The organism is Aquimarina sp. ERC-38 (genome assembly GCF_026222555.1).
In the GTDB taxonomy this organism is placed as follows: domain Bacteria; phylum Bacteroidota; class Bacteroidia; order Flavobacteriales; family Flavobacteriaceae; genus Aquimarina.
In genome coordinates this window covers 3679022-3702813 of record NZ_CP098511.1, presented here as the reverse complement: position 1 = coordinate 3702813, position 23792 = coordinate 3679022, and the positions used below count along the sequence as shown (strand labels likewise).

Here is a 23792-nt window from a genome sequence, read left to right as displayed (position 1 = left end):
TATCGTTTAAAATTCGTTCATATATTTTTTAATCCGTTTTTGTTGCCAGTTTTTTCCGAAAATAGGATGCCAGTCAAAGGCTTCTATATAATGAAAAATTAAACCGATCCCCCAACCAAAAAGCGGAAATAGAAACCAGGGAAAACGAAACCTAATCGTCTGGTAATTAATAAAGGCAAGGATTGGGATAACAATGCAGTAGGATGCCAGGTTGCTATAAAACTCCTTTATTTTTTGAACTTTTTTCCGGGCCCTGATGTATTTCTCATCAGAAGATAAACTGTAATTTGCTGTAATCATTTGTGCTGCTAAGATTTGTTTGGTTAATATGGGTAATTCCGCACTAAAAACTTTAGCGGTTTTAGTAATGGTAAATTCCTTTTTAGTAAGCAATCCGTAACGCTGTTTAATATTACTTAGGCCTACCCCGCTACTTTGTACCATGACGTTTTTGGGTTGTAAGTTATTTTCAACTACTAGAAACCCTTCTCGTTCGTAGATTTTAATTCGTAAAGGTTGTGTTGCCGTCACAATATTGTGTTTTACTGCATTTTCTAGAAGAATTTGTAAGGATAAGGGTACGATTTTAGCATCCGGGTCATCATAGGTTTCCATAATTTCAAATACAATGCTATCTTCGAACCTCAATTTTAATAAGGTCATATAAGTTTTAGCAAACTTTAATTCTTCAGCAACGGTTATTAATTCTTTGTCTTTTTGTTCCAGCACGTATCGGTAAACTTTTGATAGCGAAGTCGTAAACTTTTGCGCCATTTGCGGATTTTCTTCAATAAGAGAGGTCAGAACATTTAGGCTATTAAATAAAAAGTGAGGATCCAACTGATTTTTTAAGGCTACAAATTTTGCCGAAGCAGTTCCGGCAATAATTTTTTGCTCTTTTATTTTAGACTCCTGCGTGTAGCGATAATAGTTAATTCCGTAGAAAATAGCGGTAACTGTGATGGATAATATCAGTGCAATTATATAATATTCAGGTCGTTCGCTACTAATAAATTGAGAAATGGATTGTTCATGTAAAGTTATTTTTAAAAACAATCGTACTAAAAAAATACACGTCACAGAAGTGATAACAGATAATACGCAACTAAATATAAAATTACCACGTTTAAAAAACTGCCCTCTAAAATAGATTTGTAAATAGTGAAATAGGTATCCGTTAGCCATATAGATTACTACAGAAAAAATAATATTTTGTGCGTATTCCAGAAAAAAATGAATATTCAAATGAAATTCAACTCCGGTAAAGTAGTAGACTATCAAAAACATCAGAAAAATAATATTTCCAATTAAAAATGCTTTTCCTAAGTGTTTTATAAAATTTGCCATACTGCTACGTTGCTGAATTCTAAATATCAATCTGTGGTTTAAGATAGTTATTTTTCTACTTCAGACTTTTACGTTTTTGTTGAAAACAAATATCTTAGGTTTTTACTTTCCAGGTAAAACTATATGACCGAATTGTAAAATATAACGGATGGGCTGTATTAAACGATAGCTGCGTTAAGATGAAGGGGTAGCTAAAAAACTAAAATTTAAAACATTAGCGTCCGGTAAAGATTTAAAACCTGCCTGCAAACGAGCAGATCGTTATTACTCCTAGAAACAAGAATCAAGACTAATTATTATAATATTGACAATCAATACTTACGATAAAGAACAAATTACTTTCAAAAAGCGAAAAAGCAACCTTCAAACACTTTAAAGTTCGGAGTCAGCTTATTTTACTATGCTTCATAAAAATTTATTTGTTTCAACAGGATACTAATGTTACCAAATAGAATTTAGTAGCAATTAAAAATTACAAACAAGGGTATACCAAAGGTTACCTATCCTTACGAATTTCAGGCTAATTATCTATTACAACTTAATATTATGCGTAACAGTTTTACCATCACTTACAGTAAATTTTGCATTTTTCCATTCTGGTGCGCTAAAGGTATTTTTTGCATTGTTACTTACCCCGTAGGCTTCTTTAGGAATACCTATAAAATTCGTATCTAATTTACCGTTTTCATTTTCATCATGAAAAAGAGAGATCGCATATTCTCCTGGCGCTACATCCATAAAAGTACAATTTACCGAACCCTTTTTTGCTTTTATTTTTTCGTATTTAAAAGGTATCTTTAAAAACTTTGCAGGATCTTTATAAAGACCTACAAGAATAATTCCTTTATCATTTTTAATATTTTCTATAGTAACCTCCACACGGCTATTTTGATTCTGAGAAGACATAATGGTAGTAATTAATAAGATAAATATTGTTGTGAGATACTTTTTCATAGCAATGTTCAAGTTATAAATAGGTTTAAGATTATACTTTTTCTATAAATTCATGTCTTTTTTTAAAAGGCCTGACAATTAATCGGGCGGCTTTATCAAAATTTATGTAATTGTATACCCAATTAAAAAAGGTAACAAATCGATTTCTAAAACCAACCAAAAATAAAAGATGTACGGACATCCAGATAAACCAGGCAAAAAACCCGCCAAATTTTAATTTACCGATATCTACTACGGCTTTATTCCGTCCCACCGTTGCCATAGATCCCTTGTCAAAATAAGAGAAAGGTTCCATTGCTTTTCCATGTAAACTTCTTATAATGTTTTCAGCAAGATGGTTTCCTTGTTGTATGGCAGGTTGTGCTACCATCGGATGTCCTTTAGGAAAAGACGCTGTTTCCATATAAGCAATGTCTCCAATGGCAAAAATATCTTCGTATCCCTCAATCTGATTGTATTGATTAACGCTGTACCGATTAGAATCTTTAAATAATTTTTGTTCCGGTAAACCGGGTATAGGAGCTCCGGTGACCCCGGCACTCCATATAAGGGTAGCAGCTTGTAACGATAAATCTGTATTTGTAGTGACTAAGTTATCTTCATAGGTGGCAACTTGGGTATTTAAATGAATGGTAACTCCTAATTCTTCTAAAAATTGAGTTGCTTTTTTTGAAGAATGTTTACTCATGGGTGAAAGCACTCGTTCACCGCCTTCAATAAGATGTATTTCCATTTCGCTAAAATCCATATCCGGATAATCCCGGGGCAATACATTTTGACGAAGTTCCGCGATTCCTCCGGCTAACTCAACTCCGGTTGGACCAGCTCCGGCAAGAACAAAACGCATTAATTCTTTACGTTTGTCTTCGTCTTCCGTAATTACGGCTTGCTCCAGGTTCTCTAACATTAAACTCCGTAAATCCAAAGCTTGCGGCAGGTTTTTCATCTGCATGGCATTTGCTTCAATAGAAGTATTACCAAAAAAATTGGTTCGCGCACCCGTAGCAATAACCAGATAATTATAGGATATATCTCCGATGTTTGTAGAAATCCGTTTAGATACCGGATCAACCGCAGTAACTTCTGCCATCCGGAAATAAGTATTCTTACCTTTTTTAACAATTTTGCGAAGCGGGTAAGCAATCGAATCAGGTTCCAGAGAGGCAGTAGATACCTGGTAAAGCAAGGGTTGAAACGTGTGATAGTTATGTTTATCGATAACTACCAATTGCACATCTTTTTTTACTAATTTTTTAGCCAATGCCACTCCGGCAAAGCCTCCGCCAATAATCACAAGTCGGGGTAAGTTTGAAAACGGAATATTCATAATAGAGATATGGTGCAAATATAATATACTATATAGGCAAAGCCAACTTGAAGCATTAAATTCGTAACGGTATTGTCAGTATTTTCATTCGTTTTTTTATTTTAAATTTTTTTCTAAAAAAGTGTAACAAAATTATGAGGAGAGCTACTAATAGTGATAACCAACTATTGTGAATAAAAAACTAGAACATACTTTTGTACTTCATCTGGAAGAGAATCAAAATCTCGTACATAAAATTTGCCGTTTATATACGAACGACAGAGAATCACACAACGACTTATTTCAAGAGATAACCATACAACTTTGGAAAGCCTTTCCGGAATTTCGTGGAGAGGCCAAGTTTAGTACCTGGATGTACCGGGTAGCAATTAATACGGCAATAACCTTATTTAGAAAGTCAAAGCGGAATATACCTACTTCAGAGTGGGAAACCTACGCCTTTAAGATATCAGATACCGAATATGATGATCAGGAAGATCAACAAATTAGTATTTTATATAAAGCAGTAAAACAACTTAATGATATTGAAAAAGCTTTAGTATTCTTATATTTGGAGGATAAAAGTTATTGTGAGATTTCAGAAACTATGGGGATTTCTGAAGTAAATGCACGGGTCAAAATGAACCGTGTAAAAATAAAGCTAAAAAAAATAATAAACCCCTGATAATGGACGAATTAGAATTATTAAAAAAGGATTGGCAGCAGCAGAAGGAGATTTTTCCGAAATTATCGTATAAAGAAATTTATGCAATGCTTTTAAAAAAATCATCTTCTGCGGTTAGGTGGATTTTAATTATCAGCATCTTAGAATTCTGCTTTTTTGCCACTGTAGATGTTATTTTTAGACTAAGTGATGGGTTTGAAGAAGCTATGACTGCAAAGGAAAGTAAAATTGCAATCGTCGGAGCTTTACTATCCTATGGGGTTTTATTGTTTTTTGTATTTGAGTTTTATAAAAACTACAATAAAATTAAGACTACGGATACCGTACGGGACTTGATGCGTACCATCTTAAAAACCCGTAAAACCGTAAAAATGTATGTATTTATTAATATTACGGTAGTTGCAGTTACCATCTTTGTTAGTATTATGTACGTATCCTTCTTTTCAGAAGGATATTTTGTAAAGAATATTGACCCTAGAATTCCGGTAGCATTTTATATTACAGTAGCTGTATTAGTAGTTGCATTTTTTGCCATAGGCGTCGGTCTGATTTATCGTATGATCTATGGAGTTTTAACCCGTAAGCTAAAAAGAAATTACCAGGAATTAGAAAAGATCGATCTGTAACTTACAGATTTTACTAAACAACTTCATCTCAAATAATCGATGTATTCTATAACTCTAAACTATCTTAGTGTGTATTTTCATTAAAAGCAGAAGGTAATAATTTAGGGATAAACTTGATAAGTACCGGAAGTAACAGACTACCTCCCGGCATTATAAATATGGCAAATGAGGGGATAGATTTACAAATATCCAGGAGTTGTTGGCGTACTTTTTTACGTTCTTCTTCAGATAAGTCCCGTAGGGTGGATTGCTTTAATAGAATTACCAGGTCTTTACTTTCGGTAATTTCAGTTAAGAGACGTTTCTTATTACGTAGGATAAGAATACGTACGGTACGTAAGCTATGCTTGTAAAAATGATGAGCCGGATTAGAATAATTAAAATACGCTATCTGATTTTTATGTTTAGTAATAAATTGGTCAACGTGGGCAACACATTCTTTAACCCATGTATGCGGAACCTGAAGTTTTTTACCCAATGTGGTAACAAAAGCATCTTCCCTTGGATCAAGATACGTATCTGTCCATAATGCTAAACTAACCAGGTCTAATATATATTGTTTTTCAAAAGTTTCTTGTAGCAGGTTTAAATTAAGGTCTTTAAGTAGTACTTTCTGATTGGAAGATGTGGTGGTGTATCTGACAGAGTTAGCAAATAAATAAATAAGTAATTCATCCGAATGATTTTTTTGCATTTTGGATTCTAAAGCTAATAAAACCGTTTTAGAAACCAGATTTTCCAGGTCAGAGGCAAATTGTATCGGATGCTCCTCATTCATTAGAAAATGATCAAAAGCAAGTACATCGATAAATAATAAAGCATTAGTCACTAAATGGCTAAAATTCTTTTTTAAAGGTGACTCAGTAGTCTGTATCCGGTTATGAATAATACTTTCCAACTTTTCAGAAGGTTTTCCGGACCAATTTTTCAAAAAAGAAAAAGTACTTTTCCTTACGTTTATAAGTTCGTAAAATTCATTCAGGGTATCAATAAAATTTTGGAAAGAACTATTTTCAATAGTATCGTAATAGATAGAAGCAAGGGCAGTAAAAAGATTTATTTTAGTAATTTCTTCCTCAGAATAGGATAGGGTTGGTGAACTGTCTACAACCGTTGTAACCGAAGTGCCGTAGATAAAACCGCTTCTTAACAGAATAGAATAAAGTTGGTCCGGAGGTAATACTTGGAATTTACCAGCATCCAGATCTCTACCATATTTTATAATCCAGCCGGCGGCAGAAGGGTTCATTTTTTTATGTAAAAATACAAGTTTATAGCTAAGCTTTGGTAATTTTTGAAGTAAGATAATCTTTGGTTAACTATATAATTAAGCTTGTAAGAAAGATAAAGATTTACACGCTTTAGAGTAAATGGTACTAAGTTTTAAATTTGCGCCACTTCATTATATCTAACTTTAAAAAAAACCGATCAAGTTTATATAGTATATTCTTATACAAACTTGACCGGCTTTTATATCGTCTTACGCCAATGTAGTTACGTGTTGATCATACTATTGAATAACACCACCACAACTTACCCGACTACCTGCTGCACCAGAAGGTTGTGAGGTATAGTCATCTGTACCCTGATGTACGATAATAGCTTTTCCTAAAATGTTTTCATTGTCATCATCACAACCAATACACCATTCGTTAGTAGCAAAGGTAATACTACCGGCACCACTGGCATCTGCCTTAAAATTACCAATATCCCCTTTGTGATATCCTTCTTGCGAACCCCATTTACCATGTGGTTGTTTAGTAGGGTTCCAATGCCCTCCGGAAGACTTACCATCCGGCGAAGAGCAGTCTGCTTTTTCATGTAAATGAATAGCGTGAGTTCCTTCTGCAAGTCCGGTAAGATTAGCACTCATAGTTACCATTCCATCTTTTTCTGTAAAGCTTACGGTTCCGGTAACGTCACTTTCACTTTTGGGGGTTAGTTGTATTTCAATAGTTTTAGCTTCGCTTTCCACTTCTGTAACATCATCCACTTCATTTATAGTCTCTTCAACTTCATCTACGGTTTCATTTGTATTTTCTTTTTTTACAGTTTCTTTACAGGAAGTAAAGATTATCCCTATAGCAATACTAAAATATATATTCCTTAATTTCATAAATATGAAGATTAGTTAGTTATTAACCTCTAATATAAAGTTCTTTCCTACGGGTGCAAAAGATTTAATATAATTTTAAAGCAGTTTACATAATACCATTACAAAAGGAAAGTGTCTCAATACCTAATCGACCTTTCTGAGAATTGAGTATTTGATAACCATTCATGGATAGGAGTCCGAAAAAAACAACAAAAAAAGCCGTTTCATTGAGTTATGAGACGGCTTCCTTTAGATTGTAAAATATAGTTCTTTTAGGCTCTAGTTTAAATTAGCGTTGTTATCAAAATAATGCTGAACATCCCTCTAAATCTCCCTTTAAAGGGAGACTTTTTTGCTCCCTTCCTTCGAAGGAAGGGTTGGGGAAGGATGTTTTTAATGATGCTAATTTTAAAATCTGATTATCAGTATTTTATGTAATAATATTAATATCGCTAACTTATATTAATAACGCTTATTTAAACTAGAGCGTTCTTTTATTATAAAAATATCTACTTTACGTTTATCTACCCCATTTTCCTCCGCCTACAAAGAAGCCTAAAGAAACACCAAGGTAGCTATTAGCTATTTCTCCGGTATTATCACCGTTTAAATTCTGTACTTCTGATTCAGGTATTAAATTATATTCTGCAGCTAGCCGAAACTTACCCCAGTCAAAACCAGTTCTTAACATACCTCCGATCTTTCCGGAAGCGTCTAAAGAGGTTTGACCTTCAATAGTATCAGAACTGCTAAATTCTAAATTGGCAATAGAAAAGTAACCAATACCAGCTCCTACAAATGGAGCAAATGAAGAGTTTCCGTTATTAAAGTTATACTCAAAAGTTCCTACATATGAACCATTTGAACTTAGTTTAGCCTCTGAACTAGATTCATCATCACTAATTTCAATTTCTTTTGCCATAGCTGCGGCTCCCAGACGTATTCCTACCGCCATATTATCTTTAATATTCCATTTAGGTTCTAAGTTTACCAGAATACCGCCACCTCCTTTAGGAGCAGTATAACCTATACCGAAGTCTACTCTAAATTTATTCTCTTGTTGCGCATATATTCCAATAGTGCAAAATAAAGTTAACAATGTTAATGTAATTTTTTTCATAAATATTTTGGGTTTAAATTTGATGCAAATATAGATAAAAAGACAATTAATATCGATAAAAGAAGTTAAAGTTTAGTTTAAAAGTTAATTTTAACATAAATTACTATTATCATCTTATAAAGATTTTTCTTTATAAAATGCTTGCTTAAACCTTATAACATTGATAATAACGGAGAATTTACATGCTATTTAATCTATATGATTTTCAATTACAAGTTAATTTTGTTTAATTTTTCATGATAATATGTAAACATTATTTTTATAACTTTGCTTGTAAGTTTGAAATAAAAATGAGATATTTTTGTTATTACAAATAATGCATTAAATCATACTTACAATTACTATTTAAGACCTATTTTATGTTTTTAAAATTGAAATTGTTAATCTTAATCTTATTTGGTTGGAGTACTACCTATGCTTCTCATGACAAATACAGATTATTATTAAGGGATGATCCAGCTACGACCATAACTATTGGTTGGAATCAGGTATCCGGAAATGATGCAATGATATATTACGATACTACAGATCATGGTACGGATTATCAAAGTTATCGGTTCACTAAAAGTGCGGATCGAAGTATTACTTTTAAAGGGATGAACAATCGTTTTGTACGTCTAACTAACTTATTACCGGATACCGCCTATTATTTTGTAATCGTAGATAATCAGCAAACCAGTCGACGTTTATGGTTTAAAACATGCACTAGTGACCGTTCAAGGCTGTCTTTCATTGCCGGAGGTGATTCCAGAAACAATCGAGAACCTCGAAAAAATGCTAATCTAATGGTTTCCAAACTTAAACCAAACGCCATACTTTTCGGTGGAGATATGACCGATGATGATACTGATGATCAATGGCAAAAGTGGTTTGACGATTGGCAACTAACTATTGCGGATGATGGTAGAATGTTCCCGTTAGTTGCCGCCCGAGGAAATCATGAAGAAAGTAATGAAAGTATTTATCATTTATTCGATACTCCAAATATCGGTATTTATTATGCCTTAACCTTTGGTGATAACGTAGTAAGAACATATACACTTAATACGGAAATATCTATATATGGCGATCAGACAGACTGGTTAACGCAGGATCTGGAAAATAGTCAAAATACCATCTGGCGTATTGCTCAATACCACAAACCCATCCGGCCCCATTTGTCATATAAACCTGAGGGTAATGCTCAATATAACAACTGGGCACAATTGTTCTATGACCAAAAAGTGCAACTTGTAGTTGAATGTGATTCGCACCTGGTTAAATCTACCTGGCCTATAAAACCATCTTCAAACTCAGGAAATGATCAAGGATTCGTTCGCGATAATCAAAAAGGTACGGTATATATAGGTGAAGGATGCTGGGGAGCACCGCTTAAGAATAATGATGATACTAAATCCTGGACCCGTAATTCAGATTCGTTTAATCAATTTAAATGGATTTTTATTGACGAAAATAAAATGGAAGCCCGAACCATTAAAATTGATAATGCTACCCAGGTTATCCCTGTTTCTAATGACGATCGTTTTGCTATACCTGCTAACCTTGATATTTGGAAACCTTCTAATGGCAGTGTAGTAACTATTCTGAATTCTAATAATACAAGAAATGACCCTGATCTTATCAGTACGGTAGTTGTCGTATCTTACGGAGAAGATGATGTAGAAGAAGATAAGAATGGTAAAATTTTAAAAGAAAGCGATGAACTGGAATTGATTTATAATGATCAGAATAATGCAGGTGTTCAAAAAATAGGCTTACGATTCAGGTCTGTTTCTATACCCCAAAACGCCCTTATTAGTGAAGCATACCTACAATTTACAGCAGATGATAGCGAAAGTGAAGCTACTACCTTAGTGATAGGAATGGAAGATACCGCAGATGCTCTTCCATTTACGGATCAGGAAAATGTCTCGTCAAGAAATCAAATAAATGAAGTCGTTACCTGGTTTCCCAAAGAATGGATAGCAAACCAAGCCGGATTAGCGCAGCAATCACCAGACATAAAAAACTTAATACAAAAAATAGTAGCTAAGAAGGCTTGGAAAGAAGGAAATAGCATGGTAGTAACTATTGACGGTAAGGGTAATAGTCTACGTTCTCCTACTTCCAGAAGAACAGCAGAAAGTTTTGAAGCTGGTGTTACCAAAGCAGCAAAATTAATTGTTAGTTACAAAATTAATACTTTAAATATTTCATCATCAGAAATAATGGCAACGAATCTGGTAGTCTCCCCTAATCCTTTTGATGAAGATATAGAAATTTCAGGTCTTTTCCAGCGATTTAAGGCGCAGGAACGATATCATCTTGCTATCTATTCTATTAATGGTAAAGAAGTATACTCAGATAGTTTTTTCATAAAAAATGATAATACTATTAGTCGACTAAAAATTAAACCAAATATTACGAATACCGGAATGTATTTTATAAATATAAAAGACAATCAGGGCACTATTGTTTTTACTGAAAAAGTGTTCAAGCAATAAGGAAAAGGGGGCTTTTACCGAAATGTTTGTAATACTGCTAAAAGGCTACTTTAATTAGTAGCCTTTTTTAAACGGTAATTTTATTGAATAATATTTTTACTGATCATTGATTTGTCACTATTGAACTTTTTTGATAGTATAATAATAATAGTGGGACCAGGGCATGAGGGAGACGATATACGGTGAGATATAAAGATTGATGTAGAGAGGTTCCTATAAAATGAACATCAAAACCTGAAACTATTCTTGCCAGTGCCGTTAATAACCCCCAGATAAAAGCATAACCCAAGGCATATACAGCTACTTTTGGTACAAAAATAAGAATTGCAATGACTATATCTAAAATACCTGCTACGTATAATAATTGAATAGACGTAGATTCTGATAGGTTTAAAATTTGAATAACCATATCAATAAAATATCCTGGTACCGGATACACTCCCAAAGCATACAGTCCATGCGCAGCAAAGGTTACGGCAGTCAAAATTTTTAAGGTTAAGACATCTTTGGAACGGATAGTTCCCATCTTTATCATTCTTAAAAAAACAAAAGGAATACCAAATTGCAAACTATGTTCAAAAAATTGAGCAATATGATAAAATTTTTCTTTAGTAAGTAAAACCGCCAGAATAAACAAACTAATACCTCCGATAAGAATAGGAATTTGTATAAATCTAAACTGCTTTTCTTTGATTATTAAGGTACAAATAGCAGCCAGTAAATACAAATACCCATCTCCTCTTATAATGCTTTGAATGAAACCATCGACACGTAGATTAGTCACGTAGTCTTGCCAAGAAATGGAAAAAACATTTTCAACAAAAGGTTGTAATAAGGACTCATCCCAAAAAAATGATCGGTGTGGAGCATCCCAGAAAATATGTTGATAGGCCCTGCCTAAAAAAACAAAAAAAGTAGTCAGTCTTAAAACTCGTAATAAAAATGGGTAAGATAATTGCATGTGTAAATCAAATATAATTAATTTTTATAAGGTACTTTTTGTTGTAAAGAATATGTTAATAAGATAACGGGAAATATTATGTAATCATTATCAATGTATCATCACCTATTTACGAAAATAATTTCAACTTACCTTTGTAGTAAACTAAGCTGTTATACCATGTCATATTCACACAAATTATTTTTAATATTGGTTTTCCTGACCAACGTTTTCTATGCTTCGCATGATAAATATCGTTTAACCTTAAGAAGTAACCCTGCAACGACTATTACTATTGGGTGGAATCAGATTTCCGGACAAGATGCTACCGTATATTATGGAACCAGCGATAAGGGAACTAACTACAATGCTTATCCCAATGCTAAAGCTCCGGATAGGAGCATCAACTACAAAGGGATGAATAATAGATTTGTTCGCCTAACTGGTTTACGGCCTAATACCGCTTATTACTTTGTCATTCGCGATAATGATAGTACCAGTGATCGATTCTGGTTTAAAACCGCAACAAATGATGATTCCCGATTATCTTTTATTGCCGGGGGAGATTCCAGAAATAACCGTACGCCTCGTAGAAATGCGAATATATTAGTATCAAAATTAAAACCAAATGCAGTTTTCTTTGGTGGAGATATGACGGATGACGATACCAGTTCACAATGGCGAGCCTGGTTTGATGATTGGCAACTCACTACAGCCTCTGATGGTCGTATGTTTCCGATCGTAGCCACCCGGGGGAACCATGAAGATAGCAATAGTACCATTTACAATCTATTTGATACTCCAAGTTCTAAGGTGTATTATGCACTTACATTCGGGAATAATATATTAAGAGCTTATACCCTAAATACTGAGATTTCGATCTTTGGAGATCAAACCAGTTGGTTACAACAAGACCTGGTTGCCAATCAGGATGTCTCCTGGAGAATGGCACAGTATCATAAACCCATGCGACCTCATGTATTTTTTAAGAGTGAAGGAAATAGCCAATATACCAACTGGGCGCAACTATTTTATGACTATAAAGTACGATTGGTAGTAGAGTGTGATGCCCATGTCGTAAAATCTACCTGGCCAGTACGCCCTTCTTCTCAATCCGGAAGTGATGAAGGCTTTATCAGGGATAATAATCGCGGTACGGTTTATATTGGTGAAGGTTGCTGGGGTGCCCCTTTACGTGGCAACGGAGATGCTAAGAATTGGACAAGAAATTCAGCATCTTTTAATCAGTTTAAATGGATTTTTGTATACAAAACAAAAATAGAAGCCAGAACCATAAAAACCGATAACGCCTTTGAAGTAGGATCGGTAAGCAATAATAACCGTTTTAGTATTCCATCCAACCTGGATGTTTGGAGACCTTCAAACGGTAGTGTGGTTGAAATTAATAATGATAATACCATTGTAAATCCGGGAATTAAAACACTTTCCATACCGATTACATCAGGTAGTGATGACGTAGAAGAAGATAAAAACGGAGACCTATACGTAGACAGCAGCGACTTAGAATTGGTTTACGATCAGTTTAACGACTTTAGTTATCAAAAAATAGGATTGCGGTTTGCTACGGTAGGTGTACCGAAAGGAGCTATTATTACAAATGCATTTCTTCAGTTTACAGCAGATGAAAGTCATAGTGATCCTACAAATTTAAAAGTGAGCATTGAAAATACCTCAAATGCAAGAGCTTTTAGTGATGCGGCAAATGTGTCTTCAAGAACTAAAATTGCTCAAAATAGTATTTGGAACCCAAATTCTTGGCAAAAAGATGATCGGAGCAGTGCACAGAGAACCTCTGATGTAAAAGCTCTGGTACAGCAGGTCGTAAATAAACCGAACTGGCAATCCGGCAATAGTATGGCTTTTATCATAGAAGGTACTGGAAAAAGCCTGACGAATACGAACGCAAAAAGAACTGCTGAAAGTTATGAAGGCGGAGTATCTAAGGCTTCTGTATTGCAAATTAGCTATCGAACTGATAATCCTTCTTCTAATCCTTGCAATGGAGTAGCAAAGTGGAGTAGTTCTATAAATTACGAAGTAGGGGACCGGGTGGTCTTTCAAAATATCTTATTTGAACTTGGGGAAACCTCCTGGATTAATTTGGAAAACTGTTCATCTTCTTCAAATCAAAGAAAGAGTAATGATAATAAAGTATCACCTCCCATCCATAGAACATTTCCTATAATTTCTATAATCCCTAACCCCTTTAGTGAAAATATTAAGATTGAAGGAATAGCAACTATTAGTACTTCTACTTATAAAATTGCCATTCATACTATAAATGGCAAACCGGTATATAAAAAAGTATATGAAGCTAAAAAAGGGATAGATCAGATGGAAATTGAGCTAGCAACTTTATCATCCGGTGTTTACTTTTTATCTGTAATTGATGCAAATGGATCAGCAATAACGACTAGTAAGTTTATAAAGCGCTAAGAGAATTATCGTTTATACTTTACTATATCTTTCTTTAACTTATAAAGAGGTGGTAAAGGGTAATCATAAAAACTTGATAACTCTTTAAACAACCTCTTCTTATACTAACCATTTATCAAAAGCAATTTAATTATTATCAGTAAGTAACTTGGTTTCAATTTTGGTTTCGGACGCTAAGGTTTTATGTACCGGGCATTTATCTGCAATTTCTAGTAGTTTAGCTACCTGTTTTTGGTCTAAATTACCGCCAAACCTAATCTCACGTTGGAATAAATCGATTTTAGCTGTAGTTTCTTCACAATGATCACAATCTTCTTTATGAATTTTATCATAGCTGGTATGTACCTCAACAGTATTAATTTCCCATTTTTTGCGGCGGGCGTACATCTGGATAGTCATTGCAGTACAAGCAGACAATCCGGCTGAAATATAATCGTAAGGTGTCGGACCAAAATTGTTTCCACCGAAATCAATTGGTTCATCTGCGATAAAATAGTGTGATCCGGCTTTCATTTGAGTAGTAAATTCCTCGGTACTATCCAGGCTTGCCACTACCTGATGTTTAGTTTTAATCTTAGGTTCTTCCGGCATATCAACGTAACGTGACGACCAACCTGCAATTACTTTCCCAACATACAACGAGTCTTTTTTATTCATTAATAAATGATCTGCACCATCCAGGGAGACAAAACTTTTAGGATGTTTTGCTGCCATATAGATTTCCTCCGCATTGTTAATACCTACCGTAGTATCTTGTGGAGAATGCATGACTAACAGCGCTTTATCAAATTCTTTTACGGCGTCTGGTAAAGATTTGGTTTCCAGATCCTCAAGAAACTGTTTTTTAATGGTAAAATCTCTCCCGCTTAAATTTACCGTGGCAACTCCTTTCTCTTCTATCTCAGCTAAATTGCTTTTTAGCAACTTTTGTACATGTTTTGGGTTTGATGGTGCTCCCACTGTAGTAACGGCTTTTACAGATGTCAACTGGCTTGCAGCAAAGATCGCTGCGGCACCTCCCAGGGAATGACCAACTAAAAGCGAAGGAGCCTGATACTCTTTTGTAAGGTATGCTGCTGCGGCAATTAGGTCCTCTACATTCCCTGAGAAATTAGTGTCTTCAAAATCCCCGTCACTTTCTCCCAGACCGGTAAAATCAAAGCGTAGTACGCCAAACCCTTCATTGGTTAATGCCTGGCTAATATTCCGAACGGCACCTAGGTTTTTATTACAGGTAAAACAGTGAGCAAACAAAGCATAATTATGAGGATGCTGATCTGCCGGAAGGTCAAGCCGTCCTGTAAGTTGATGTCCTTCTTTATTCTGAAATGTTACCTTTTGCAACCCCATAAATGTTTTAAATTTTCGTATTAATACTTAAGAACTAAATGTCGAAAATTAAAAATGGAACTAACGGAAATAGGGGTTAAAACTGTGTTAATGCAATATGCCCTCAGATTCATCAAAAAACCTGATCATTATAAATAAAGTAAACTTATATAGTATGTTACTCCGTGCTAAACAATTCCGGTTTTTTAAAGGGTGATAGGTTTAAGGCTTTGATCTGTGCTTCGTAACTTTCCCAATCTGAAGTATAGAACGAATTGGTTTTTTGTAAAGCTTCCGTAAGGTCATTTTTTGCATGTTTAATTAAGGTACGTTCCGTTGCCGTCAAACCATTTTGTCTGCTACTTACGTACCAGTTGGCAGTACTCAGTCGTTGCATTATAGTAACTTCCGGAGTACGTGTAATTCCTTGTCTTTTATCTTCTTTACCAATATAAAAAGCAACTAAGCTATCTATTTTCTTAGTTACTGCTTTTGAGGAATCGATAGCGCTTTTATATTTTTTCTTATCCAGTTCTTTAAGGTCCTTCTGATACCGCGATACTATAGTTTTACTTTCTACCAGCTGTTTTACCGCAGTAGCTGCGGTTTGAATCAATTCTTCTACCTGTTTTGATGCCGTATACACTTCTTGTATGTTTTGTTCGGAGATTTTTAACCTGGGGTCACTTTTAACGGTAACTGTGGTACTATCTTTCTGATTACCATATTCAAAAACAACCTTATAGGTTCCGGGTATTACATCCGTACCACTAGGCTCGGTCTTATTTTTCTTTTTGGATAAAGTTCGTGACGGACGCTCGGGCCCTTTTTCGTCCAGGTTCCAATAGATTTTATAGATTCCCGTAGAGTCCGGTGTTTTATGTTTTAAGGTTCGTAGTAAAGAATTCTCTTTATATACTTTTACATATATAGAGTCCCATTTTACCTTGGGCGTTCCGCTTTCATCAACCTTTTCTTCATTCTCTTCAGTAGCATTATCATCTTCATTTTCATTATCTTCCTCACTTTTTTTGTCTTTTTTCTGAGGAATTACATAATAAGATAAACTGGCGCCGTACGGACGGTTTTTTGCGTTAAAAATAGCATCTGCCCCAAAACGGCTTCCGGAAGGTTGCTGATAGGCTGCCTGATAAGCCGTAGTAGTAGGAAAAGCGTGTATTTTCTTCTTAAGAATTCCCTGATTTTTTGCCAGTGCCCGAAGTGGCTTGATATTATCTAATACCCAGGCTGCTCTACCAAATGTACCGATCACAAGGTCATCTTCCCTTGGATGAATAACTAAATCCTTGACTGGTACCGTGGGAAAACCGTTCGTCCATTTTTGCCAGCTTTCTCCGGCAGTAAAAGAAACATATAGGCCATCATCCGTCCCTAAAAAAAGGAGTTTTTTCTCTTTGGGGTCTTCTACGATACTTAAAGCATAACTTTGTACATCAGCATTATCTACGATACGTTTCCATGATTTTCCGTAGTCCGTAGTTCGGTATACATAAGGTTGGTAATTAAAGCGACGATAATCATTTGCCACCAGTAAAGCTTCGGATTTATTTTTATTAGAAGCCTTAATCTGTACAATCCAGCTACCTTTTGGTAAATCTTTTAAGTTTTCGGATACATCTGTCCAATCAGCACCTCCGTTTTGGGTAATATGGATTTTGCCGTCATCGGTTCCTACCCAAAGTAAGTCTTGTTGTAAAGGTGAAGGTTCGATTACTAATATGGTTGTATAATTTTCTGCTCCGGTGGCATCCATGGTAAGCCCTCCACTTTCTCCTTGTTTCTGCTTTTCCAGATCATTTGTGGTAAGATCAGATGAGATAATAGTCCAGGTATTTCCTTTATCCGTACTTTTATGTACAAACTGACTCCCAAAATAAAGCGTTTTACTATCGAACGGATCTATGTTAATTGCTGCGTTCCAGTTAAATCGCAATTCAACATCCGGATCAGGATGTGTAGGGCGTACGGTATAATTATTACCGGTCATCCAGTCGTATCGACTTACATATCCCTGCTGACTCATAGACCATCCGTAACGGGAGTCTTCTTTATCGGGAACTACATCAAATCCATCTCCAAAAGATATTTCCTGCCAGTAGCTGTTTCGGATGCCCTGATCTTTCCAGACGTAAGCAGGTCCACGCCAACTACCATTGTCCTGCATACCTCCGTATACGTTATATGGAAACTCATTATCTACATTAATATGATAAAATTGTGCCACCGGTAGATTACCAATAAAACGCCAGGTCTGTCCGCCATCTTTGGTGATATTAAGACCTCCATCATTACCGTCAATCATAAAATCACCATTTTCCGGGTGAATCCACCAGGCGTGATGATCCGGATGTACCCCGTTATCTACTCCGTACGCAGGCATTAATTGCTTAAAATTTTGACCCCCATCTTCTGAAACATTCACGTATGTAAAAATAGAATATACCCGGTTTTCATTTTGTGGGTCTACGTAGATTTCAGAATAATAGAATGGGCGGTTTCCAATATCATTTTTATCATTTATTTTTTTCCAACTGAAACCACCATCTGTAGATTTATAAAGTGCATTTTTTTTGGCTTCAATCAGCGCATAAACAATATCAGGTTTATTACGTGCAATAGCAATACCTATACGACCTAATTCCCCCTCTGGCAAACCATCTTTCTTTGTTTTTTCTTTCCAGGTTTTTCCACCATCATAGGTTATAAATAATCCGGAGCCTTCACCACCTGACTTAAAAAACCAGGGTTCTCGTTTATGCTCCCAAAGGGTTGCAATCAATTTATTCGGGTTTGAAGGATCGATCACCAAGTCTGCCGCTCCGGTTTTATTATTTGCAAAAAGTATTTTGTTCCAGGTCAACCCACCATCTGTAGTTTTAAAAACGCCACGTTCCGGATGTTCTCCCCAGGGGGAACCAATTGCAGCAACATATACAATATCAGGATTAGTTGGATCAATGATTACCCGGTGAATATGTCGGGTTTTTTCAAGTCCCATCAATTGCCAGGTTCTACCGGCATCCAGGGATTTATAGATACCATAACCGCCATTCAGGCTATTTCGGGGATTGCCTTCACCAGTGCCAGCCCAGATAACGGATGGGTTGCTCTGTTGGATGGCAACCGCGCCAATAGAGGCAGTAGCTTCATTTTCAAAAATAGGTTTCCATTTAATACCACCCGAAGTAGATTTCCATAAGCCACCGGAGGCAGTCCCGGCATACATAATATCCGGATTCTTATTAACTACAGCAATGCTAGTTACCCGGCCACTCATTCCTCCCGGACCAATATTACGAGGTTTAATTTCTTTAAAAATACTATCGGTAATACCCTGGGAAAATATAGAATAGCTTATACAAAAGCATAGAATTAAAAAAGCCCTTTTCATAGAAATACGTACTTATTAGAAAAGGCTAAATATATTAAAGATATTAGGCCAAAACCTTAGAGCAATGTTAAAAAACAAGAAGCTATAATTGAATGATATTTGTGTCCGGTAAAGATTTAAGACCCGCCTGCGGACGGGCAGGTCGCTATCGCTTTAAAAACCAAAAATCAAGATCAATTATTATCATATTGAATATCAATATGATAATAATCATTCACCGTAAACAGCAAATTATTTTTAAAAAAGTAACCTCCAAATACTTTAGAGTCTGAAATCACCTTATTTTTCTATACTTTAATGAACTATTACTTATTTTAAAAGGAACACAAATAATTAAATAAAGTAAGGCTTAGTACAAGCCTTTACTTTTTAATTCAATAAGTTTAAAATCTTTATCTACCTTTATGATTACAATCTCGCCGGAAATCGTATTGATCATTTTCCATCGAAAACCGTAATTGGTTTCAAAAATAGAGGAACGTGCCATTTTTTTGAGCACCTCCTGATTTGCAGTTTCCAGAAGTTTAGCAACCAATACGTCCAGACCACGTTCCTGCACCTCTTCTTCGCTTAATTTTCTATCATTTATAAATGTAATAAGGTCTAATGATAATTCCTTATTAATTGAAGCGTGTGAGATTAGAGAGGATCCTGTTAGAAACAGGATAAAGAGTAGTTTTTTTAGCATTCGTAAAGTATAATATGTGTTAATAAATAAGTAAGGTAAAAATACGAAAAAATAAGGGAATGCCGTAATAAATATGATTATTATCAAATTTGCAATTTAGGATAAAAACCCTTGTTGATATTGTGGTTAGAGTGTTATAAAACTTATAGATTATCAACTATTTAATGACTGCATACTATTAAGGATGATAAGGAAGCTCGATGGGAAATAAAAGTATGATATAATCCTTATAGTATGATTTTAAAAGACAAAGACTAATCCGTAAAAAATGCTAGTTTCTTAAATTTTGTTAATTTTTATTTCGACTACTGTAAATACTGGGAATCTACTTGATTTTATAGTAACTTTAAGGTATGGAAAAGAATAAGAATGTATTTAAAAAAGGATTCACCTTTAAACAGTACACCGCCCCTGAACAATCTCCTTTTGATAAGCTTTTTGATATTTTTCAGGAAATTATAACACATACTTCTGGTGACCTGGATGAAGCACTAGATTGGTTAGATCAGTTAGACAAAGAATATAAGTTGACTACGGATGAGTATACCATGGATGATTTTATTGAAGATTTAAAGAAGAAAGGATACATCCGAGAAGAAATTAAACCGGATGGTAAAGGAGGGGGTATGGCGATTACTGCTAAAACAGAAAGGGCCATACGCCAACGTGCATTGGATCAGATTTTTGGTAGATTAAAACGAAGCGGTTCAGGAAATCATAAAACTAAATATACCGGACAGGGTGATGAGCATGCCGGAGAGTTTCGTAATTACCAGTACGGTGATGCTTTAGAGCGAATTTCTATGACCGAAAGTTTACGAAACGCGCAGATCAATCATGGAATGGCTGACTTTAACCTTACCGAAGATGATCTAGTTGTAGAAGAAACTCAGTACAAAGCACAAATGAGTACGGTGCTCATGATAGATATTAGTCATAGTATGATCCTGTACGGTGAAGATCGGATAACCCCGGCAAAAAAAGTGGCTATGGCCTTAGCAGAACTCATCACTACTCGTTACCCAAAAGATACTTTGGATATATTAGTGTTCGGTAATGATGCCTGGCCGATTGCGATTAAAGATTTACCTTATTTACAAGTTGGTCCCTATCATACGAATACGGTGGCAGGGCTTCAGTTGGCCATGGACATGCTACGACGTAAACGTAATACGAACAAGCAAATATTTATGATTACTGACGGAAAACCGAGTTGTTTAAAATTATCAGACGGGCAGTATTACAAAAATAGTAACGGGCTGGATCAGCATATTGTAGGTAAATGTTATATGATGGCGCAACAAGCCAGAAAACTACATATACCTATTACTACATTTATGATTGCACAAGACCCGTACTTGATGCAATTTGTTCGTAAGTTTACGCAAGCTAATCAAGGCAAGGCTTTTTATACCGGACTAAAAGGCTTGGGTGAAATGATTTTTGAAGATTACGAAAGTAATCGTAAAAAGAGAATTAAAGGATAAATTTCTAAGATTTTGCTAGTATAGCACTCCGTTTAAAATTTCATTAGTAAGTTTATGTCTATACAGTCGTAAAGCTTTTACTACACGTGATTATATTGTTTGACAAATATATTAACAAACTAAAATTGAATACTAAAGAATGAATATTGAACATATAAAAACCCTGGGGGCATTAAAATCTTCCGGGTACCAATCCAAATCAATTAAGGATGAATTAAGGGATAATTTAAGAACTAAAATTCAGAATGGGGATGTTACTTTTACCGGAATTCATGGGTATGAAAACACGGTAATCCCTGAATTAGAAAGAGCCATCTTATCCCGCCATAATATCAATTTATTAGGATTACGCGGACAGGCAAAAACCCGATTGGCACGTCAAATGGTAACGCTACTTGATGAGTACATCCCGGTGGTTGCAGGTTCCGAAATAAATGACGACCCAATGCAACCTATGTCCAGGTTTGCAACTAATCTGATCAAAGAAAAAGGAGATCAAACCCCTATTACTTGGCTACACAGAGAAGACCGCTTTGCTGAAAAACTGGCAACGCCAGATGTAACCGTAGCGGATATTATTGGAGATGTGGATCCTATTAAAGCAGCTAACTTAAAGTTAAGTTATGCAGATGACCGGGTGATTCATTTCGGAATGATCCCCCGGGCGAACCGTTGCATTTTTGTGATCAATGAACTTCCGGATCTACAAGCCAGGATTCAGGTAGCTTTATTTAATATTCTACAGGAAGGTGATATACAGATCAGGGGATTTAAATTGCGTTTACCTCTGGACATTCAATTTGTGTTTACGGCAAATCCTGAAGATTATACCAATAGAGGAAGTATCGTTACTCCGTTAAAAGACCGAATCGGGTCACAAATCTTAACACATTATCCGGAAACTATAGAAATTGCCAAAACCATTACTTCACAAGAGGCTAATCTGGATACCCGACAGAGTGATAAGATTTACGTTCCGGAATTGGCTAGAGATTTACTAGAACAAATCAGTTTTGAAGCACGTGATAGTGAATTTATAGATCATAAAAGTGGTATTAGTGCCAGAATGAGTATTACGGCATTTCAAAATCTCTTGAGTACGGCAGAATATCGATCTTTAATGAACGGAGATGAAAATACTACAATAAGAGTTAGCGATTTTATGGGTATTGTACCGGCAATTACAGGTAAGGTAGAATTGGTTTATGAAGGAGAACAGGAAGGAGCTGACTTTGTAGCACAATCGTTAATAACGGATGCGATTAAAAGTTTGTTCCCTCAATATTTTCCGAAAATTGAAAAATTAGAAAAGGAAAATGAACGAAGTCCCTATCAGGAGGTAATTGACTGGTTTTTTGAGGAAAGTAATTTTGAATTACTAGACGATATTAGTGATGAAGAATACAAAAAGCAATTGAATGCTATCAAACCGCTGGACGATTTGATTAAAAAGTATCAAAACGACATTCCAGCTGGGGATGTATTTTTCTTAAAGGAATTTCTGCTTTGGGGATTGGTAGAATTTAAAAAGTTAAGCAAGTACCGTCTTACAGAAGGTTTTCGGTTTAAAGATATCTATGGTAGCTATATTTCAGGACTTTAGGCTTGTAATAACTAATTAGAATGATATGATGAAATAATTGGAAAATGAACTGTTTAGTGTTTTTTAATAGTTCATTCTCTAGTTATTTCTTATCATAAACATTTCATGTTTTCGATATGATTTTCAATAGAAAATCCCTTGACTCGAACGGACGTATTTTACAATAATTATTATTTAAAAGCACCACTGGTTATTATAATACTTAGTCTTGATTCTTGATTCTAGAAGCGATAGCGATCTTGGATCTTTTCCGGACATTAATGGTTTTAACATTAAACTATTTGTTCTTTATCTTAGATTACCACCATACTATAAAAAATTTTTGGAATTCCCCGTCCGGTGTTTTTAGCCAAATAAGTGGTGCATATTCATTGAGCAAATAGGTGTCTATTTGTGAAAGTACTTTTTCAAAACTTTGCCAATCCGGATTGCTAGCCGGAGCAATAATCCAATCTGCTTTATCCGGAATTTTATATTGATTCTTACCAAAATTTGCTACCGTAAAATCTATTTTCCGAATCCAAAAACCTTCAATACAATCCGGGTTAATATATTTGAGCTCTTCTTTACTGACTGACAAGGGTAAAAAAAGGTTAGCAAAATAACAAACTTGCTGATCGAAGCCATCAACTAACAAGTCGTATTCGGTTTTTAATTTAAAAATTGCTTCTTCCGTATATAAAAGCGGTAGTTGTTTTTCGGTAATTTTCTTGATTTTCTTTAGGAGATGATCCCTTTTATTTGGACCAACCCAACATTTTAATTGATCGTTGCTAAGAGCAGGATTATAAAGGTAAAATTTATATACTAACTCTACATGTATACGCTGTCCAGTCATTCTTTCCTTCAACAAAAAATCAATTTCTCCTATGGTCGTGGTACCTGAAAATATTTGAATGTTTTTTGCAAGAATATCAAAATCATTTGAGTGCTCCAGGTAATCCGCAAAGAAGGACTCTATCCGTTTCCCTAATACTTCAAAATTAGGAATTTCCACATGGACGATATTATCTAATTTATCAATGCTTAATTTAGGGTCAAAAGCAATTAACCCAAAAAGTTTGGAATTTTTCCAAAGTATATGACTTTGAAGAAATCCAAGATACTGTTTTAATAAGGACATGTAATTTTGAAAATCTTTTAAAAGTAAAGATTAGGCTTTAATCTCTTTACCGGAAAACCATATAAAAATGTGCGCATTCCGTAGCAGTACATTAAAGAACAAAAACTATCATACGGATAAAACTACTGTATATTTAA

17 protein-coding genes are annotated in these 23792 nt (G+C 35.1%); 6 read left to right on the top strand and 11 right to left on the bottom strand.

The window, feature by feature from the left end; all coding sequences use genetic code 11:
• Positions 1–6: 6 nt before the first annotated feature.
• From NBT05_RS15435 to NBT05_RS15425, 3 genes are all read right to left on the bottom strand, one after another.
• Positions 7–1347 (bottom strand): 2TM domain-containing protein, encoded by a 1341-nt coding sequence (locus tag NBT05_RS15435; protein ID WP_265770782.1) that lies wholly within the window; start codon positions 1345–1347, stop codon positions 7–9.
• A gap of 531 nt (positions 1348–1878) precedes the next feature.
• Positions 1879–2301: a DUF2141 domain-containing protein gene (locus NBT05_RS15430; RefSeq protein ID WP_265770781.1), complete on the bottom strand. Its 423-nt coding sequence runs from the start codon at positions 2299–2301 to the stop codon at positions 1879–1881.
• A gap of 31 nt (positions 2302–2332) precedes the next feature.
• Positions 2333–3628 (bottom strand): NAD(P)/FAD-dependent oxidoreductase, encoded by a 1296-nt coding sequence (locus tag NBT05_RS15425; RefSeq protein WP_265770779.1) that lies wholly within the window; start codon positions 3626–3628, stop codon positions 2333–2335.
• A gap of 169 nt (positions 3629–3797) precedes the next feature.
• On the opposite strand from NBT05_RS15425, the gene NBT05_RS15420 reads away from it, so the two are divergent.
• On the top strand, positions 3798–4292 hold the full coding sequence (locus tag NBT05_RS15420; protein WP_265770778.1) for an RNA polymerase sigma factor: 495 nt from the start codon (positions 3798–3800) through the stop codon (positions 4290–4292).
• A 2-nt stretch (positions 4293–4294) separates the two neighbouring features.
• Positions 4295–4918: a hypothetical protein gene (locus NBT05_RS15415; RefSeq protein WP_265770777.1), complete on the top strand. Its 624-nt coding sequence runs from the start codon at positions 4295–4297 to the stop codon at positions 4916–4918.
• Between the two features lie 64 nt (positions 4919–4982).
• Here the strand turns inward: NBT05_RS15415 and NBT05_RS15410 are convergent, their stop codons facing one another.
• From NBT05_RS15410 to NBT05_RS15400, 3 genes are all read right to left on the bottom strand, one after another.
• Complete coding sequence (locus tag NBT05_RS15410; RefSeq protein WP_265770776.1) at positions 4983–6167, bottom strand: LETM1-related biofilm-associated protein; 1185 nt, start codon at positions 6165–6167, stop codon at positions 4983–4985.
• A gap of 261 nt (positions 6168–6428) precedes the next feature.
• Positions 6429–7034, bottom strand: a complete 606-nt coding sequence (locus NBT05_RS15405; RefSeq protein ID WP_265770775.1) for a superoxide dismutase family protein — start codon at positions 7032–7034, stop codon at positions 6429–6431.
• A 499-nt stretch (positions 7035–7533) separates the two neighbouring features.
• A complete protein-coding gene (locus tag NBT05_RS15400; RefSeq protein ID WP_265770774.1) occupies positions 7534–8133 on the bottom strand; it encodes an outer membrane beta-barrel protein in 600 nt (199 codons plus the stop codon).
• 359 nt (positions 8134–8492) lie between these two features.
• Here NBT05_RS15400 and NBT05_RS15395 point away from each other — a divergent pair, with 359 nt between their 5' ends.
• Entirely contained in the window at positions 8493–10616 is a 2124-nt protein-coding gene (locus NBT05_RS15395; protein ID WP_265770773.1) for a fibronectin type III domain-containing protein, read from the top strand.
• A gap of 103 nt (positions 10617–10719) precedes the next feature.
• On the opposite strand, the gene NBT05_RS15390 is transcribed toward NBT05_RS15395, so the two are convergent.
• Positions 10720–11577, bottom strand: coding sequence for a hypothetical protein (locus NBT05_RS15390; protein WP_265770772.1), 858 nt, complete (start codon positions 11575–11577; stop codon positions 10720–10722).
• A 159-nt stretch (positions 11578–11736) separates the two neighbouring features.
• Between NBT05_RS15390 and NBT05_RS15385 the strand changes: the two genes are divergently transcribed.
• Positions 11737–14013: a fibronectin type III domain-containing protein gene (locus NBT05_RS15385; RefSeq protein ID WP_265770771.1), complete on the top strand. Its 2277-nt coding sequence runs from the start codon at positions 11737–11739 to the stop codon at positions 14011–14013.
• Positions 14014–14139: 126 nt separating this feature from the next.
• On the opposite strand, the gene NBT05_RS15380 is transcribed toward NBT05_RS15385, so the two are convergent.
• From NBT05_RS15380 to NBT05_RS15370, 3 genes are all read right to left on the bottom strand, one after another.
• Positions 14140–15363 (bottom strand): bifunctional alpha/beta hydrolase/OsmC family protein, encoded by a 1224-nt coding sequence (locus NBT05_RS15380; RefSeq protein ID WP_265770770.1) that lies wholly within the window; start codon positions 15361–15363, stop codon positions 14140–14142.
• Positions 15364–15520: 157 nt separating this feature from the next.
• Complete coding sequence (locus NBT05_RS15375; protein ID WP_265770769.1) at positions 15521–18754, bottom strand: WD40/YVTN/BNR-like repeat-containing protein; 3234 nt, start codon at positions 18752–18754, stop codon at positions 15521–15523.
• Positions 18755–19103: 349 nt separating this feature from the next.
• The gene (locus tag NBT05_RS15370; RefSeq protein WP_265770768.1) at positions 19104–19442 is read right to left on the bottom strand and encodes a hypothetical protein; all 339 of its coding nucleotides are present in this window, start codon (positions 19440–19442) and stop codon (positions 19104–19106) included.
• Between the two features lie 353 nt (positions 19443–19795).
• Between NBT05_RS15370 and NBT05_RS15365 the strand changes: the two genes are divergently transcribed.
• Both NBT05_RS15365 and NBT05_RS15360 read left to right on the top strand, forming a co-directional pair.
• Positions 19796–20929, top strand: coding sequence for a vWA domain-containing protein (locus NBT05_RS15365; protein WP_265770767.1), 1134 nt, complete (start codon positions 19796–19798; stop codon positions 20927–20929).
• Between the two features lie 139 nt (positions 20930–21068).
• Positions 21069–22532 carry a magnesium chelatase gene (locus NBT05_RS15360; protein ID WP_265770766.1) on the top strand — a complete coding sequence of 488 codons (1464 nt, stop codon included), beginning with the start codon at positions 21069–21071 and terminating at the stop codon, positions 22530–22532.
• 298 nt (positions 22533–22830) lie between these two features.
• Here the strand turns inward: NBT05_RS15360 and NBT05_RS15355 are convergent, their stop codons facing one another.
• The gene (locus NBT05_RS15355) at positions 22831–23655 is read right to left on the bottom strand and encodes a DUF1853 family protein (protein WP_265770765.1); all 825 of its coding nucleotides are present in this window, start codon (positions 23653–23655) and stop codon (positions 22831–22833) included.
• Positions 23656–23792 lie beyond the last annotated feature (137 nt).